Below are 14,715 nucleotides of genomic sequence, written 5' to 3'. Positions count from 1 at the left end.
GGAAAAAAAAGACGCCGCGGGCCGGCGGCGTCTTTTCGGGGGGGCGGGGGGCCGCCTTACTTCTGGCCGGCAGGCTTGACCGACATCGCCAGCGTGTACTGGTCGCGGCGGCCTTCGTAGGTGATGCCCTTGCGGAAGGCCCAGATGCTGCTTTCGAAGTGCAGCGGGATCAGCGGCACGTTGTCCAGGGCGATCCGGGTGGATTCCTGCAGCAGTTTTTCACGCTTGGGCGCGTCCACGGTGACGATGGCCTGCTTGTAGACCTTGTCGAAATCGGCGTTGGAGAAGCCGCCGTAGTTGCTGGTGCCCAGGCTGTTGGGCGAATCCAGCGAGGCGACCCACAGTTGGAACAGCGCCGAGGCTTCGCCCGTTTCCGCCGGCCAGCCGCCGATGGAGAAGCTGAACTCGCGCTTGGCGCGCTTGGGGAAGTAGATGGAGGCGGTCATCGCGTCCACGTTGGCCTTGATGCCGATGCGCGAGAGATACTGCGCCACCGCCTGGGCGACCTGGCCGTCGTTGACGTAGCGGTCGTTGGTGGTGGAGATGGTGAGCTCGAAACCGTTGGGATAGCCGGCTTCGGCCAGCAGCTTCTTGGCGCCTTCGGGGTCGTACTTGATCTCGGGCGCCTTGGGCAGCGCGCCGAACATGCCGTCGGGCATGTACTGGTAGGCCGGGGTGGCCATGCCGTCCATGATGCGGGCGGTGATGGCCTTGCGGTCGATGGCCATGGAAATGGCCTTGCGTACGCGCAGGTCCTGCAGCGGGTTCTTGCCGTCGGCGCTCTTGACGAACGGGCTCGGGCTGCGGGCCACGTCGGGCTGGAAGAAGATCAGGCGGGTGGACGGCGTGGCCACGTAGCCGAACTTGGGATTGTCCTTCAGGCGCGTGAGGTCGCGCGCGGCCGGGTTCTCGATCATGTCGAAGTCGCCCGACAGCAGGCCGGTCAGGCGCGGGCCCGCGGCCGGCACCGGCACGAACTTCACTTCCTTCCAGTAGGGTTTGGGGCCCCAGTAGTTCTCATTGCGCACCAGCTCGATGCCTGTGCCCTTCACGTAGGACTTGAGCAGGTAGGGGCCCGTGCCGATGGCGTCCTTGCCGTTGTTGAAGTCGGCCACGGTGGGCCAGGGGCCGGTCACGCCGCAGCCCTTTTTCGGATCGAAGGTCAGCTTGCCGTGCTCGACGATGCCATTCCAGATGATGGGCAGCGAGCGCGCCATTTCGGCGGGCATGAGCGGGAAGGGCTGGGCCGTCTTGACGATGACGGTGTGGGGATCCGGCGTCTGCACATCGGTGATGCGCTTGGTCATGTCCATGTACGACTGCGACACGTTGGTTTCGTTGTTCAGCGTGCGGCAGATGGTGAACAGCACGTCCTCGGACGTGAAGGGCTTGCCGTTGGAGAACTTGACGTCGTCGCGCAGCTTGAATTCCCAGGTCAGGTCGTCCAGGTTCTTCCAGGACGTGGCCAGGGCGGGCACCAGCTTCATGTCGGCGTCGCGGCCCACCAGCGAGCTGTAGACGTGCGCGGAAAACGCGTCGTTCTGCGTCATCTTGTGATAGTGGGGGTCGGCCGAGGTGGGCTCGGAAGACAGGCCGATCTTCAGCGTCTGGGCCTGCGAGGCCAGGGGCAGGGCGGCCAGGCCGGCGCTGGCGGCCGCGAGGGCCAGGGTGGTGCGCAACTTCATGGTGACAACTCCGGAGGGAAAACGGACCGGGTCGTGCGCGGCGCCTGCCTGGCGGCCGGCCGCGTGCGGACGGCGCGGGGGCAGGGGCGGACGCCGGGCGCGACGGCAAGGGGCCGATTATCGGTAGGGGGTTCGGAAGCTGTCAATGCGCCGCAGGCGCAAGGGGCGCTAGGGAAAACGCCTAGGATGCCGCCGGAAGGCGGACGGGGAAGGCGCGTCGCGGGGGCCTGGCCAAAGCAGGCCGGCGCGGCGCGGATCGGCGCCCGCAGAGGGGTCGGGCAGCCGCACCGGCACGGCGGGCGCGGGGAAGACGCGGGCGCCGCTACGGTGTTGCGCCCGGCAGGCTGCGCGGCGGTCGGGACGCGGCGGGCCTGCCGGGCGCGGCAGCGATTACCACTGGGAGCCGGAGAAGCGGGCGCTGGCGGCGCGGGCGCGGTTCATCGACTCGTTCACTTCGTCGATGAAATCGAAGAAGCTGCCGATGGCGCCGGCGACGGCGTGGCCGGCCTTCTTCAGGCTGGTCAGGGGGTGGGCGTTCGGTTGGCGTTCGAGGGCGCCGCGCAGCAGGTCGCGCTCCAGCGCGTCGGTCAGGCGGGCGTTGTGGTTCAGGGTCAGTTCGCTCATGGTTCTCTCCAGTCCGTTTCGTCTTGGGGTAAACCATTATAGGGATAACCCTAATGAAAAGGCAATCGAATTTCCTGCCGCAGGAGAAGAATGTTGTAAATAGGGTTTACCCTAGTGTTTCTGATTGCGCAATGCGCGGGCCGCGTCGGCCAGTTCGCCGGCCGTAAGGCCGATGGGGCCGATGCCGCGCGCCACCAGCGCGTCGGCGGCGGCGCCATGCAGCCATACCGCGCCCGGCACCGCCTGCTCCAGCGGCAGGCCCTGGGCGATCAGCGAGCCCAGCATGCCCGCCAATACGTCCCCCGTTCCGGCGGTCGCCAGGCCGGGGTTGCCGCTGGCATTGACCTGGCAGCGGCCGTCGGGCGCGCACACAATGGTGCCCGCGCCCTTGAGCACCACCCATGCGCCGTAGCGGGCGGAGAGTTCGCGGGCCGCGGCCGGGCGGTCGGCCTGCACGCGGGCGGCGTCGGCGCCGAGCAGGCGGCCCGCTTCGGCCGGGTGCGGCGTCAGCACCACCGGCCCCTTGCCCCAGTTGGGCTGAATGTCGCCCCGGGCCAGCAGGTTCAGGCCGTCGGCGTCCAGCACCAGGGGCGCGCCCCGGCGCAGCACGAACAGCTCGGACAGCGCATTGGCCGCCAGCGTGCCGCCGCCGATGCCGCAGCCCGCCACCCAGGCCGTCACGCCCCAGTCTTCTTCCAGCAGCGAACGCGCGTCGCGCAGCATGAGTTCGGGCTGCAGGGGATCGCAGGGGAGCGGGGCGGACTCGGCGGCAAAACCCGCCAGCACCTTGCCCGCTCCGATCTTGAGCGCCGCCCGGGCGGCCAGCAGGACCGCGCCCGTCATGCCGGCGCCGCCGCCCACTACGCCCACGGTGCCGAAACTGCCTTTGTGGGTGTCGGGCGCGCGCGGCGCGAAGAGGGCGGGCAGGCTGGCGCGGTCGATGACGGGCAAGACGGTGTTCATGGGCTGGGCTCCTGGCAGGCGTGGGGCGCGCGAGGCCCCGCACATCCTCTATAGTGCCCAAAAACGCGCCCGCTTTCCGGTCCGGCCGGACCAGGCCCGGCCCGCGCCGGGCGCGGAACACGAAACAGCACCCCGGAGCAGACAATGAGCGATATCACGCTGGAACATTATTCGGCCTATGAAGCCCTGAAACTGCGCCGCCATCCCGGCGGCGTGCTGGAACTCGTCATGGGCTCGAAGGACGGCCTGCCCGGCAAGCTGTCCACGGCCGACGACCGGCTGCACCGCGAGCTGGCCGACATCTGGCGCGACATCGACACCGATCCCGATACCCGGGTGGTGGTCATCCGCGGCGAAGGCAAGGGCTTCTCGGGCGGCGGCGACCTGGCGCTGGTGGAGCAGATGGCCAACGACTTCGACGTGCGCGCCCGCGTGTGGCGCGAGGCGCGCGACCTGGTCTACAACATCGTCAATTGCAACAAGCCCATCGTGTCGGCCATGCACGGTGCGGCGGTGGGAGCGGGGCTGGTGGCCGGCCTGCTGGCCGATATTTCCATCGCGGCGCGCAACGCGCGCATCATCGACGGCCACACCCGGCTGGGGGTGGCGGCGGGCGATCATGCCGCCATCGTCTGGCCGCTGCTGTGCGGCATGGCCAAGGCCAAGTACTACCTGCTGCTGTGCGAAACCGTGTCCGGCGAGGAGGCCGAGCGTATCGGCCTGGTGTCGCTCTGCGTGGACGAGGCCGAACTCATCGAAAGGGCCTTCGAGGTGGCCAACCGGCTTGCCGCGGGCTCGCAGACCGCCATCCGCTGGACCAAGTACGCGCTCAACAACTGGCTGCGCCAGGCCGGTCCCAGTTTCGACACGTCGCTGGCGCTGGAATTCATGGGCTTTGCCGGACCGGACGTGCAGGAAGGCATCCAGTCGCTGCGCGAGCGCCGCGCGCCGCATTTCCGCCCCGACTCCCCCTTCTGAGGCGGGCCGGGGCGCCGCGTCTCATTTCTTGAAGAAGCGCGCGAAGGCGGCCTGGGCCTCCTCGGTTTGCAGGCGCGCGCGGAATTGCCCGGCTTCGTAGTCCAGCGTTTCCTGGATGGCCTGGCGGTCGGCGCGCTTGAGCATGGCCTTGGTCAGGCGCAGCGCGGCGATGGGCTGCGCGGCGAGGTCGGCCGCGGTCTGGCGCGCGGCCGCGAGCGCCTGGCCCGCGGGCTCCACGGCGGTGGCCAGCCCGGCCTGCAGCGCCTCGGCCGCCGTGAACGCCTTGCCCTGCATCAGCCAGCGGGCCGCGCGCCGCGCGCCGGCGAGCCGGGGCATGAGCAGGCTGGACGCGCCTTCGGGGCACAGCCCCAGCGCCACGAAGGGCATGCGCAGCGTGGCGGCGTCGCCGATATGCACGAAATCGCAGTGCTGCAGCAGCGTGACCCCGATGCCGATGGCGTAGCCTTCCACCGCAGCGATGACGGGCGCCTCGCACGTCGAGAGCACGCGCAGGAACGCCAGGCCGGCGCTGTCGCCCGGGCCCCGCCCGGACTGGAAATCGCGCAGGTCGTTGCCGGCCGTGAAGTGCTCGCCGGCGCCGGTGAGAATCACCGCGCTGACCGAGGCGTCGGCCGAGGCCTGGGCGATCCGTTCCGACAGCGCGCCATAGGTGGCCGCGTCCAGCGCGTTGCGGCGGTCGGGACGGTTGATCGTCAGCGTGACGACCGAACCCTCGCGCTGCGCCAGCAGGCTGGCGGGCGTGTCCTCGTGCGGCGCGTTCCGGTAGCCGCCCGCGGGGCGGTCCGGCGGGCTCATGCGAAGCTCCCTTCGGACAGGCGGGCGCGGGCCTGGGCGTATTCATGGCGCAGGGTGGCCACGATTTCGCGGGTGGGCGCCACGCTGGCGATGCCGCCCACGCCCTGGCCCGCGCCCCAGATGTCTTTCCACGGCTTGACGCGGGTGGAGCCGAAATTGGAGGCGCCGCGGTCCGGCTCGGGCAGGTTGGCCGGGTCCAGCCCGGCGGCCACGATGCTGGATTTCAGGTAGTTGCCCGGAATGCCGGTGAAAAACGGCGTATAGAGAATGTCCGAGGCGCTGGCCTGGACGATGGCCTGCTTGTAGCCTTCGCTGGCATTGGCTTCGGCGCTGGCGATGAAGCGCGTGCCCATATAGGCGAAGTCCGCGCCCATCGCCTGGGCCGCCAGGATGTGCTCGCCCCGCGTGATCGCGCCCGAGAGCACCAGCGGGCCGTCGTAGAAGCGCCGTACTTCGGACACCAGGGCGAAGGGGCTGAGGGTGCCGGCATGGCCGCCCGCGCCCGCGCACACCAGGATCAGCCCGTCCACGCCGGCTTCCAGGGCCTTTTCGGCATGGCGCAGCGTGGTGACGTCGTGAAAGACCTTGCCGCCCCACTCGTGGATGCCCTTGACCAGGTCGCCGGGCGCCCGCAGGCTGGTGATGATGAGCGGCACGCGGTGGCTGGCGCAGACCGAGAGATCCTGCTCGAGCCGGTCGTTGGACTGATGGATGATCTGGTTGACGGCGTAGGGCGCCACGCGGGCGCCGGGGTTGGCCTCGCGGTAGGAGGCCAGCCCGGCCTGGATCTCGTCCAGCCAGTCGGTCAGCAGCGATTGGGGGCGCGCATTGAGCGCCGGGAAAGCGCCCACGATGCCGCTGGTGCATTGCTCCAGCACCAGCTTGGGGTTGGACACGATGAACATCGGGGAACTGATGACAGGCAGCGTCATCTGGCCGTACAGCTCGGTCACGAGGGAGTGGGGCATGGCTTCTGGAGCAGCGTGGTGGGGTCGGAGCAAGCGGGGCGGATGCGCGGCGCGAAGCCGGGCCCGAGCGACGGGCCCGAACGCAGGACTTGAGCGCGCGCCGGCACCATGCCTATAATTACCTACCGACCGTCCGGTAATTAATTAATCCTTATTTAACGGCATGCCCCAAATCCCTGTCAATGGAGCCGCGCGCTTCCGGCGGGCCGGGGGCTGCCTGCCCCGAAATCCCATGGACACCGCCACCGCCGCTTCCCCCAAACGCGCCCGCGCCGGCCGTCCGCCCACCCTGGCCGCGCCCCGCGAGCGCATCCTCGAAGAGGCCGCGCGCCTGTTCGCCAGGAGCGGCTACGACGGCAGCTCGGTGTCCGACCTGGCCGCCGCGCTGGGCGTGTCCAAGGCCGCGATCTATCACTACTTCACCACCAAGCAGGACATTTACGACGCCATCATCCTGTCCGTGCTCGGCGGCCTGGTCCAGGCGGTGGGCCAGGAAGTGGCGCGCGCGCAGGGCGCGGCGCAGCGGCTGCGCGCCTTCATGCTGGCGCACGCGGGCTACTTCGAGGCGCACCACGCCGAGTTCGTGACCATGCTGATCGGCTATTCGGGCATGGCGCTGCCCGAGCGCGAAGACGCCGCGCGCCTGCGCGACGACTACGAAAAGCGCCTGCGCGAGATCATCGCGCAGGGCGTGGACGACGGCAGCTTCCGCGCCCTGGACGTCGCCGCAACCGGACGCGCCGTGCTGTCGCTGCTGAATTGGATGGTGCGCTGGTACAAGCCCGGCCAGGGCGACAGCGCCGAGCAGATCGCCGCCGGCTATTTCGATCTGGTCGTGAACGGCATGCGCGCCTGAGCGCGCCGTCGCGCAATCTTTTCCGACATATTCGAGACATACCTGGAGAACCCGCCATGGCCCTGGATACCGAAACCCTGAACCTGCTGCTGGACGCCGTGCGCCGCTTTGTGCACGAACGCCTCATTCCCGCCGAAGACGCGCTGGCCGCCAGCGGCGAGATTCCGCCCGACATCGTCAATGAAATGCGCGAGCTGGGACTGTTCGGCCTGTCCATCGCCCCCGAGTACGGCGGCCTGGGACTCAATATGGAAGAAGAGGTGCGCGTGGTGTTCGAGCTGGGCCAGACCTCGCCCGCCTTCCGCTCGCTGGCCGGCACCAACATCGGCATCGGCTCGCAGGCCATCGTGCTGGCCGGCACCGACGAGCAGCGCCAGCGCTACCTGCCCAGGCTGGCCAGCGGCGAGCTCATCGGCTCCTTCGCGCTCACCGAGCCCGACGCGGGCTCCGACGCCATGTCGCTGCGCGTGAGCGCCGAGCGCGACGGCGATCACTACGTGCTCAACGGCACCAAGCGCTTCATCACCAACGCGCCCATCGCCGGCCTGTTCTCCGTCATGGCGCGCACGGCGCCCGAGCGCAAGGCCGGTTCCATTTCGTGTTTCCTGGTCGAGGCCGGCACGCCCGGCCTGTCCATCGGCAAGCCCGACAAGAAAATGGGCCAGGCCGGCGCGCTGACCAGCGACGTGGTGTTCGACAACTGCCGCGTGCCGGCCTCGGCCCTGCTGGGCGGCGAGGAAGGCAACGGGTTTCGCACCGCCATGCGCGTGCTGGACAAGGGCCGGCTGCATATTTCGGCGCTGTGCGTGGGCATCGCCGACCGGCTGCTGCGCGACGCGGTCAAGTACGCCACCGAACGCAAGCAGTTCGGCCAGCCGATTTCCGAGTTCCAGCTCATCCAGGCCATGATCGCCGACAGCCAGGCCGAGCTGTACGCGGCGCGCTGCATGGTGCTGGACGCCGCCCGCATGCGCGACCGCGGCGAGAACACCACCCTGCAGGCCGCCTGCTGCAAGCTCTTCGCCACCGAGATGGTGGGCCGCGTGGCCGACCGCGCGGTGCAGATCCACGGGGGCGCGGGCTACATGTCGGAATACGCGGTGGAGCGCTTCTATCGCGACGTGCGCCTGTTCCGCATCTTCGAGGGCACCTCGCAGATCCAGCAACTGGTGATCGCGCGCGAGACGATCAAGGCGAATTCCTGAGAGTCCGGCCTCCGGACAGGCGCGCGCCGCGCGCGCCCGAAAGGCTAATATCCTGTCTGGTTCCGCGGGTCCGGGGCGCGTCCCCGGCCGCACGGCGCCGGCGGCCCGCGCCGCCGGCATGGTCGAGATTCCCCGGCTGGCGCATGCCGCGAGCCGGACGTCATCCGTATTCATCCATTCCCTGGCGAAAAATACCCATGTCGCAACGTCCCGCTCCTCTCACCGGCATCCGCGTGCTGGACCTGACCCGCGTGCTGGCCGGCCCCTGGTGCACCCAGAACCTCGCCGACCTCGGCGCCGAGGTCATCAAGATCGAACGTCCCGGCAGCGGCGACGACACCCGCGCATGGGGGCCTCCCTACCTCAAGGACGCCGCGGGCAACGACACCAGCGAGGCCGCCTATTACCTCTCGGCCAACCGCAACAAGCTCTCCGTGGCCCTGGACATCGCGTCGCCGCGCGGCGCCGAACTGGTGCGCGCCCTGGCCGAGCAGAGCGACATCCTGGTCGAAAACTTCAAGGTGGGCGGCCTGGCCAAGTACGGCCTGGACTACGAAAGCCTCAGGCAGGTCAATCCGCGCCTCATCTATTGCTCCATCACGGGCTTCGGCCAGACCGGCCCCTACGCGAGCCGTCCCGGCTACGACTTCATGATCCAGGGCATGGGCGGGCTGATGAGCATCACGGGCGAGCGCGACGACCTGCCCGGCGGCGGCCCGCAGAAGGCCGGCGTGGCGGTGGCCGACCTGATGACCGGCATGTACTCCACCGTGGGCATCCTGGCCGCGCTGCACGAGCGCGGCCGCAGCGGGCTGGGCCAGCACATCGACATGGCGCTGCTCGATTGCCAGGTGGCCATGATGGCCAACCAGAACCTCAACTACATGACCTCGGGCAAGGCGCCCAGGCGCGCCGGCAATGCGCACCAGAACCTCGTGCCCTACCAGGTGTTCGCCGCCAGCGACGGCCACCTCATCGTGGCGGTGGGCAACGACAGCCAGTTCCGCAACTACTGCGGCGCGATCGGGCTGCCCGAGCTGGCGGCCGACCCGCGCTTTTCCACCAACCCGCAGCGCGTGAAGAATCGCGAGGAGCTGGTGCCGCTGCTGGCCGAGCGCATGGCCACGGGCGAGCGCGACCACTGGCTGGCGGCGCTGGAGGCGGTGGGCGTGCCGGCCGGCCCCATCAATACGCTGGACCAGGTCTACGAAGACCCGCAGGTGCTGGCGCGCGGCATGAAGCGCGAGCTGCCGCACCCGGCGGCCGGCGTGGTGCCCATGGCGGCCAGCCCGCTCAAGTTCTCGGACAGCCCGGTGGAATACCGCCGCGCGCCGCCCATGCTGGGCGAGCACACGGCCCAGGTGCTGTCCGAACGGCTGGGCCTGTCCCAGGAAGAAATCCAGGCGTTGGCGCAGTCGGGCGGCTGACGCCGTCCGCCGCGCGGCGCGGTTGTCGTTTCACAATACAGGCAGGAGATAGTTGATGACGGAGATTCAAACCATCGGCGTCGTGGGCGCCGGAGCCATGGGGCGCGGCATCGCGCAGATCGCGGCGCAGGCCGGATTGCGCGTGCGCCTGTACGACACCAGCGCCGAGGCCATCACCGCCGCGCGCGAGTCGCTGCGCGGCACCTGGGAAAAGCTGGTCCAGAAGGGCAAGATGGCGCAGGCCGATGCGCGCGCTTCGCTGGAGCGGGTGGAGTCGGCCACGGCCCTGTCCGACATGGCCCAATGCCAGGTCGTGATCGAGGCCATCGTCGAGCGCCTGGACGTCAAGCGGGATCTCTTCGCCGCCCTGGAGGGCGTGGTTTCTGACGATTGCATTCTTGCGTCCAACACCTCTTCGCTTTCCATCACCGCCATTGCCGCCGCGTGCAAGCGTCCGCAGCGTGTGGCGGGCTACCACTTCTTCAATCCCGTGCCGCTGATGAAAGTGGTGGAAGTGATCGACGGCCTGCGCAGCGCGCCCGAAGTCGGCGACACCCTGGCCGCGCTGGCGCGCCGCATGGGGCACACGCCCGTGCGCGCCAAGGACATGCCGGGCTTCATCGTCAACCATGCGGGGCGGGGCATGAACACCGAGGGCCTGCGCGTGGCGCAGGAGGCCGTCGCCAGCTTCGCCCAGGTCGACGCCATCATGCGCGAGCAGGCCGGCTTCCGCATGGGGCCGTTCGAGCTGCTGGACCTCACGGCGCTGGACGTGTCGCACCCGGTCATGGAATCCATCTACCGCCAGTTCTTCGACGAGCCGCGTTTCCGTCCGTCTCCCATCACGACGGTGCGCCTGGCGGGCGGCCTCATCGGCCGCAAGACCGGCGAAGGCTTCTATGCCTATGTCGACGGCCAGAAGCAGGTGCCGCCCGAGCCGTCCGTGCCGGCGCTGCCCGAGGGCCTGAAGGTCTGGGTCAGCCCCCAGCACGCCGAAGGCCGCGCGCGCGCTGTCCAACTGCTGCAGGATCTGGGCGCGGCCCTGGCGGAGGGCGCGCAGCCGCCCGCCGACGCGCTCATCGTGGCGACACCGTTCGGCGAAGACGTGTCCACCGCCGTGTCGGCCCAGGGCCTGGACGCCGCCCGCACCGTGGGCCTCGATACCCTGCATCCCTTTGCCGGCGCCAAGCGCCGCACCGTCATGGTGTCGCCCGCCACGCAGCCGCGCTGGCGCGACGCGGCGCACGCCCTGTTTGCCAAGGACGGCGTGCCCGTCTCCGTGATCCAAGACTCGCCCGGCTTCGTGGCGCAGCGCATCGTGGCCACCATCGTCAACATCGCCAGCGACATCGCCCAGCAGCAGATCGCCACGCCCGAGGACATCGACCGCGCCGTCACCCTGGGCCTGGGCTATCCGGTCGGGCCGCTGTCGCTGGGCGACAAGCTCGGCGCCCCGCGCATCTACGAAATCCTGAAAAACATGGAGCGCGTCACGGGCGATCCCCGCTACCGTCCCAGCCTCTGGCTGCAGCGCCGCGTGCAGCTGGGCATGCCGCTCACCGCCAGCGCCGCCGGCTAGGCCGCGCCGCCGCGCCCGCCAAGACAAAACGCCCCGCAAGGGGCGTTTTGTCTTGGCGGGCGCGCAATGTCCGGCCTGCGCGCGGGCCGTTGGCTTACTTGGCGTGGTCCACCATGTACTGCACGGCCGCGCGGATGTCTTCTTCCGTGGCGTTGGCCGCGCCGCCCTTGGGCGGCATGGGCGGTTTGCCTTCCATGGCGACCTTGACCATGGCGTCGAGGCCCGTCTTGATGTAGGGCTCCCAGTCGGCCTTGCTGCCGAACTTGGGCGCATTGGCCACGCCGGTGGCGTGGCAGGCGAAACAGGTGCTCTTGTACAGCTTCTCGCCCGCCGGGTTGACGGCGGCGGTCTGCGCCGAGGAGGCGGGAGCCGGAGTGGGCGCAGCCGCGGGCGCCGGCGCGGCGGCAGGCGCGGCAGCGGCTGCCGGAGCAGCCGTCGCGGGGGCGCTCGCTGCGGCCTCTTCCTTCTTGTCGCCTTCGGGCGCGGCCGGCTCGGGGAACGAGGCCCCCGACTTGTTGGCCATATAGACCACGGCGCGCGCCACTTCGTAATCGGACAGCGAGGGGTTGCCGCCCTTGGCCGGCATGGCGCCCTTGCCGTGCAGGGCCACGTTGAGCATGGCGTCGAAGCCCGTCTTGATGAACGGGGCCCAGGCGCCGTTGTCTCCCACCTTGGGCGCGCCGGCCACGCCGGCGGCGTGACAGGCCGTACAGACCGAGGCGAAGACCTGTTCGCCGGTCTTGAATACCTTGGGCGCGTTGGCGTCGACCAGCTGGAAGCCGGCGACCGGGGCGATGCGCTTGGCCACGGCCTCGCTGGACAGGGAGTCGGAGCCGGCGCCGGTCTTGGAACCCGAGGCCACCATGTTCACCAGCAGGATGATGATGGAAATGGGCACCACGAAGGCGAGAACGACCGTGACGATCAGTTGCTTCGGGGTCTTGATGGGGGAGGTGTGCTCTTCTATGTGTTCCTGCTCGTTGCTCATGACCTAATCCTGCGAACGGGTATGGGGCGCCTTGCGGCGGCAACAGAAAATCAGAACTGCACGAGGGAAGTCGGCGTCACCGACCTAAAGCAAACGCTGGATTATATAACGGTGCCGGGTCTGGTTGGCCGCGCCCCGGGCCCCGCCTGCCCCGCCACGAACCTCGGATTCGACGCAATTCATGCGCGAAGCCGAAACTTGGGTACAATACCGCCTCCCTTGCACTGCGCCCGTAGTTCAATGGATAGAATGAGAGTTTCCGAAGCTCTTGATACAGGTTCGATTCCTGTCGGGCGCGCCACAAAATCAAAAACTTACCTTTTTTGAGCCCGGATCGGGCCCAAAACGCGCAACTTGGTGCGGGTTCCTTAAAGGTTGCGTGGGTCTGTTTCGCGGCCCGATGTTCCGCGTACAGGGCAGTCATCCAGGGTAGTGCGGCTGCATGGTGTCATGGGGCACATAGGCGAAGCCCATGCCGTCCAGGGCGGCCTGGAGCATCAGAAACGGGTTGTTGAAAACCGCCTGGCCCGTCACGCGGACACGCGCCGCCTGTCCGTTCTTTTCGAAATCCCAGGCGTACAGGTCGCCTCGCGTGGGCAGGCGCAGATTGATGCAGCGATGTCCGGCGAGGTCGTTCGGCATGGCAGGCAGGGGCTTGCCAGCCAGGCAGCCGGGCGATGCCGCCACAGCCATGCGCAGGTCCGGCGCGATGCGCACCGCCACCATGTTCTTGTCCACGCTGTCGCCCACGCGCACGCCGGCGTCGTCGCGGTGCGCCGCGATGTCCGTAAGCGTGTAGTCCACGCTGAACTCGACCTGGATCTCGGGGTAGTCCCGCAGCACGGGCAGCCGCCGCGGCCAGAGGGCCGTGGTGATGGCGTGATCGCTTGCCGTGATGCGCACCGTGCCGGCCGGTTGCTCGCGCATGGCGCCGAGAAAATCCAGTTCCCGCTCGATTTCGCCCAGCCGGGCTTCCAGGCCAGCATCGCATGGCTCAGGGCCGAACGCGACAACCCGAGTTGCGCGGCCGCGCGGGTGAAACTGCGTTCGCGGGCCACGGCGACGAAGGCTTGAAGATCGTGGAGGTTCTGCTTGGGTATTGGTGAATGCGTTGCACCAGAGTATTCGCATACCACTTACTTCTCACTCAATTACCCGAAACCTGCAATTGCCAATTATCAATAGATTTGATTGATAGGCCATCATCGAATCTATTGCGGGTGCCTGTCGAGCGCTGGCCCGCGTGGTTGCAGCATCCGCGCGGCCAGCCCTGGTCTTGCGGCAAGTCGCCAACGCGCACGATGCGCATCATGAAGATCACCTGTGCTCAACAAACCCGAACCAGAGGCTTCCAATGCTCACGTCTCCCGTACGGACGCGCTCACGGCTGGCATATACCGTGTTCGCGCTGCTCAATCGTTCTCATGGCCCTCGGGTTCATTGTCAGCGCATGGCGGCAGGCCGCAACGCAGGGAGGCAGCCATGCATAAAGCAAATCTGGCCAAGGCGTGCGCGGTCGTCCTGGCGATGGCGCTCGCCGGCTGCGAAAAGGCGGCCTATGAGCCCGCGCAGCAATCGGGCGCGAATCCTCCGTTGCCCGAAGCGAAGAACTTCCTCGTGCCGCCCATGAAGGTTCCCGAGGGCGCGGGCTGGGCGCCGGTCACCGGCAAGCTTCGCCGCACTGAGCACGGGCTATATCTGGCGCGCCGGTGGGTGGCAGGTCCGGACCTACGGCCGGATCGACAATCTCTTCGACCGCCGGTACGCGGGGTCGGTGATCGTGAACGAAGGGAATGGACGTTACTTCGAGCCGGCGCCCGGCCGGAATTGGAGCGTCGGCGTCGGAGTCGCTTACGCGTACTGATCCCGCGTTTTCGGCGGGCCGGCGAACGTCCGGCCCGCCGGCCCGGCGCGGCCGCGCTCAGCGCGGCTCGTGCTCGTCCTGCCCTGTGCTGCCGCCTACACCCAGGCCCAGTCCCATGCCCACGCCGGCGCCGGCCGCGCCGCCTCCGCCGCCCCGGCCTCCGCCCTGGCGGCCGCCGGCCGCCGCGCGGTTGTCGCCGCCCTTGGCGCGGCTGGACGCGGAGGGGCGGGCGGGGCCCTGGCGCGGAATGTCGAGGCTTGCGGGCACGGGTTCCAGGGCCAGCACTTCGCGGATGAAGTTGCGCAGCGACACCACGAGCTCGGCCGTATGGATGGGGCGGCCCTCGGCCAGTTCCGTGGCGGCCTGCGCGGCGAGCCGGACCTGTTCTTCCGTGCCCAGCAGGATGATGTCGGAAAGCGCGGCCTCGACCGCGTCGCGCACGCGTCGCGGGCGGTCGAAGCTGCCGGAGGGGCTGTCTTCCTCGGGCTCGCCCTGTTCTTCGCCCGCCGCGCCGCGCTGCCGCAGGTCGCGCAGGTGGGTGGGATCGACGGCCAGGTTGCCGGTGAAGGAGCCGCCCAGCGTCTTGTAGGCCGCGATGAGCGTGCGCAGCCGTTCGTTGATCTGCCGGTTCTCGCGTTCGCGGCGCTGCTGCAGCGTCTGCATGACGACCAGGCGTATGCCCACGCCGATCAGGGTGATGAGGGCCAGCCCCAGCAGCGTGGAAAGCAGGCCGTGCCAGGAGGTGAAATCGAAATTTCGCAT

The 14,715-nt window shown here is 68.9% G+C and carries 14 protein-coding genes, 1 tRNA gene and 1 pseudogene; 7 read left to right on the top strand and 9 right to left on the bottom strand.

The window, feature by feature from the left end; genetic code table 11:
• Positions 1–56: 56 nt before the first annotated feature.
• The 3 genes from NGJ44_RS00860 to NGJ44_RS00850 all read right to left on the bottom strand — a co-directional run bounded on the left by NGJ44_RS00860 (position 57) and on the right by NGJ44_RS00850 (position 3,272).
• On the bottom strand, positions 57–1,685 hold the full coding sequence (locus tag NGJ44_RS00860; RefSeq protein WP_251862834.1) for an ABC transporter substrate-binding protein: 1,629 nt from the start codon (positions 1,683–1,685) through the stop codon (positions 57–59).
• Between the two features lie 390 nt (positions 1,686–2,075).
• The gene (locus tag NGJ44_RS00855) at positions 2,076–2,309 is read right to left on the bottom strand and encodes a hypothetical protein (protein WP_053245159.1); all 234 of its coding nucleotides are present in this window, start codon (positions 2,307–2,309) and stop codon (positions 2,076–2,078) included.
• 111 nt (positions 2,310–2,420) lie between these two features.
• On the bottom strand, positions 2,421–3,272 hold the full coding sequence (locus NGJ44_RS00850; protein ID WP_251862833.1) for an NAD(P)H-hydrate dehydratase: 852 nt from the start codon (positions 3,270–3,272) through the stop codon (positions 2,421–2,423).
• 144 nt (positions 3,273–3,416) lie between these two features.
• Here NGJ44_RS00850 and NGJ44_RS00845 point away from each other — a divergent pair, with 144 nt between their 5' ends.
• Complete coding sequence (locus tag NGJ44_RS00845) at positions 3,417–4,250, top strand: enoyl-CoA hydratase/isomerase family protein (protein WP_251862832.1); 834 nt, start codon at positions 3,417–3,419, stop codon at positions 4,248–4,250.
• 21 nt (positions 4,251–4,271) lie between these two features.
• Here the strand turns inward: NGJ44_RS00845 and NGJ44_RS00840 are convergent, their stop codons facing one another.
• Positions 4,272–5,066: an enoyl-CoA hydratase-related protein gene (locus NGJ44_RS00840; protein ID WP_251862831.1), complete on the bottom strand. Its 795-nt coding sequence runs from the start codon at positions 5,064–5,066 to the stop codon at positions 4,272–4,274.
• Complete coding sequence (locus NGJ44_RS00835; RefSeq protein ID WP_053245163.1) at positions 5,063–6,034, bottom strand: NAD(P)H-dependent flavin oxidoreductase; 972 nt, start codon at positions 6,032–6,034, stop codon at positions 5,063–5,065. Before NGJ44_RS00835 ends, NGJ44_RS00840 begins: the two co-directional genes overlap by 4 nt.
• 232 nt (positions 6,035–6,266) lie before the next feature.
• On the opposite strand from NGJ44_RS00835, the gene NGJ44_RS00830 reads away from it, so the two are divergent.
• From NGJ44_RS00830 to NGJ44_RS00815, 4 genes are all read left to right on the top strand, one after another.
• A complete protein-coding gene (locus NGJ44_RS00830) occupies positions 6,267–6,890 on the top strand; it encodes a TetR/AcrR family transcriptional regulator (RefSeq protein ID WP_251862830.1) in 624 nt (207 codons plus the stop codon).
• Between the two features lie 56 nt (positions 6,891–6,946).
• Positions 6,947–8,095: an acyl-CoA dehydrogenase family protein gene (locus NGJ44_RS00825; RefSeq protein WP_053245164.1), complete on the top strand. Its 1,149-nt coding sequence runs from the start codon at positions 6,947–6,949 to the stop codon at positions 8,093–8,095.
• Positions 8,096–8,292: 197 nt separating this feature from the next.
• Positions 8,293–9,522, top strand: a complete 1,230-nt coding sequence (locus NGJ44_RS00820; protein ID WP_053245165.1) for a CaiB/BaiF CoA transferase family protein — start codon at positions 8,293–8,295, stop codon at positions 9,520–9,522.
• A 55-nt stretch (positions 9,523–9,577) separates the two neighbouring features.
• Positions 9,578–11,101, top strand: a complete 1,524-nt coding sequence (locus NGJ44_RS00815; RefSeq protein ID WP_251862829.1) for a 3-hydroxyacyl-CoA dehydrogenase — start codon at positions 9,578–9,580, stop codon at positions 11,099–11,101.
• Positions 11,102–11,195: 94 nt separating this feature from the next.
• Here NGJ44_RS00815 and NGJ44_RS00810 read toward each other — a convergent pair whose 3' ends face one another.
• Positions 11,196–12,089: a c-type cytochrome gene (locus tag NGJ44_RS00810; RefSeq protein ID WP_251862828.1), complete on the bottom strand. Its 894-nt coding sequence runs from the start codon at positions 12,087–12,089 to the stop codon at positions 11,196–11,198.
• Positions 12,090–12,315: 226 nt separating this feature from the next.
• On the opposite strand from NGJ44_RS00810, the gene NGJ44_RS00805 reads away from it, so the two are divergent.
• A tRNA-Arg gene (locus NGJ44_RS00805) sits at positions 12,316–12,390 on the top strand.
• A gap of 119 nt (positions 12,391–12,509) precedes the next feature.
• On the opposite strand, the gene NGJ44_RS00800 is transcribed toward NGJ44_RS00805, so the two are convergent.
• Positions 12,510–13,016, bottom strand: a complete 507-nt coding sequence (locus tag NGJ44_RS00800; RefSeq protein WP_251862827.1) for a LysR substrate-binding domain-containing protein — start codon at positions 13,014–13,016, stop codon at positions 12,510–12,512.
• Between the two features lie 220 nt (positions 13,017–13,236).
• Complete coding sequence (locus NGJ44_RS00795) at positions 13,237–13,401, bottom strand: hypothetical protein (RefSeq protein ID WP_251862826.1); 165 nt, start codon at positions 13,399–13,401, stop codon at positions 13,237–13,239.
• Between the two features lie 363 nt (positions 13,402–13,764).
• Here NGJ44_RS00795 and NGJ44_RS00790 point away from each other — a divergent pair.
• Positions 13,765–13,953 (top strand): annotated as a pseudogene (locus tag NGJ44_RS00790) (hypothetical protein); the annotation flags it as partial.
• Between the two features lie 57 nt (positions 13,954–14,010).
• On the opposite strand, the gene NGJ44_RS00785 reads toward NGJ44_RS00790, so the two are convergent.
• Entirely contained in the window at positions 14,011–14,715 is a 705-nt protein-coding gene (locus NGJ44_RS00785) for a hypothetical protein (protein WP_251862825.1), read from the bottom strand.

Source organism: Achromobacter sp. Marseille-Q4962 (assembly GCF_943737005.1).
GTDB lineage: Bacteria > Pseudomonadota > Gammaproteobacteria > Burkholderiales > Burkholderiaceae_B > Achromobacter.
The sequence above is the reverse complement of the archived record's forward strand: the minus strand, read 5'-3'. Positions and strand labels throughout refer to the sequence as shown.

Excerpts from the sequence above, each read along its gene's own strand:
- NGJ44_RS00860 (WP_251862834.1), bottom strand. The coding sequence starts at position 1,685 with ATGAAGTTGCGCACCACCCTGGCCCTCGCGGCCGCCAGCGCCGGCCTG.
- NGJ44_RS00855 (WP_053245159.1), bottom strand. The coding sequence starts at position 2,309 with ATGAGCGAACTGACCCTGAACCACAACGCCCGCCTGACCGACGCGCTG.
- NGJ44_RS00850 (WP_251862833.1), bottom strand. The coding sequence starts at position 3,272 with ATGAACACCGTCTTGCCCGTCATCGACCGCGCCAGCCTGCCCGCCCTC.
- NGJ44_RS00845 (WP_251862832.1), top strand. The coding sequence starts at position 3,417 with ATGAGCGATATCACGCTGGAACATTATTCGGCCTATGAAGCCCTGAAA.
- NGJ44_RS00840 (WP_251862831.1), bottom strand. The coding sequence starts at position 5,066 with ATGAGCCCGCCGGACCGCCCCGCGGGCGGCTACCGGAACGCGCCGCAC.
- NGJ44_RS00835 (WP_053245163.1), bottom strand. The coding sequence starts at position 6,034 with ATGCCCCACTCCCTCGTGACCGAGCTGTACGGCCAGATGACGCTGCCT.
- NGJ44_RS00830 (WP_251862830.1), top strand. The coding sequence starts at position 6,267 with ATGGACACCGCCACCGCCGCTTCCCCCAAACGCGCCCGCGCCGGCCGT.
- NGJ44_RS00825 (WP_053245164.1), top strand. The coding sequence starts at position 6,947 with ATGGCCCTGGATACCGAAACCCTGAACCTGCTGCTGGACGCCGTGCGC.
- NGJ44_RS00820 (WP_053245165.1), top strand. The coding sequence starts at position 8,293 with ATGTCGCAACGTCCCGCTCCTCTCACCGGCATCCGCGTGCTGGACCTG.
- NGJ44_RS00815 (WP_251862829.1), top strand. The coding sequence starts at position 9,578 with ATGACGGAGATTCAAACCATCGGCGTCGTGGGCGCCGGAGCCATGGGG.
- NGJ44_RS00810 (WP_251862828.1), bottom strand. The coding sequence starts at position 12,089 with ATGAGCAACGAGCAGGAACACATAGAAGAGCACACCTCCCCCATCAAG.
- NGJ44_RS00800 (WP_251862827.1), bottom strand. The coding sequence starts at position 13,016 with ATGCGCGAGCAACCGGCCGGCACGGTGCGCATCACGGCAAGCGATCAC.
- NGJ44_RS00795 (WP_251862826.1), bottom strand. The coding sequence starts at position 13,401 with ATGATGCGCATCGTGCGCGTTGGCGACTTGCCGCAAGACCAGGGCTGG.
- NGJ44_RS00785 (WP_251862825.1), bottom strand. The coding sequence starts at position 14,715 with ATGCGAAATTTCGATTTCACCTCCTGGCACGGCCTGCTTTCCACGCTG.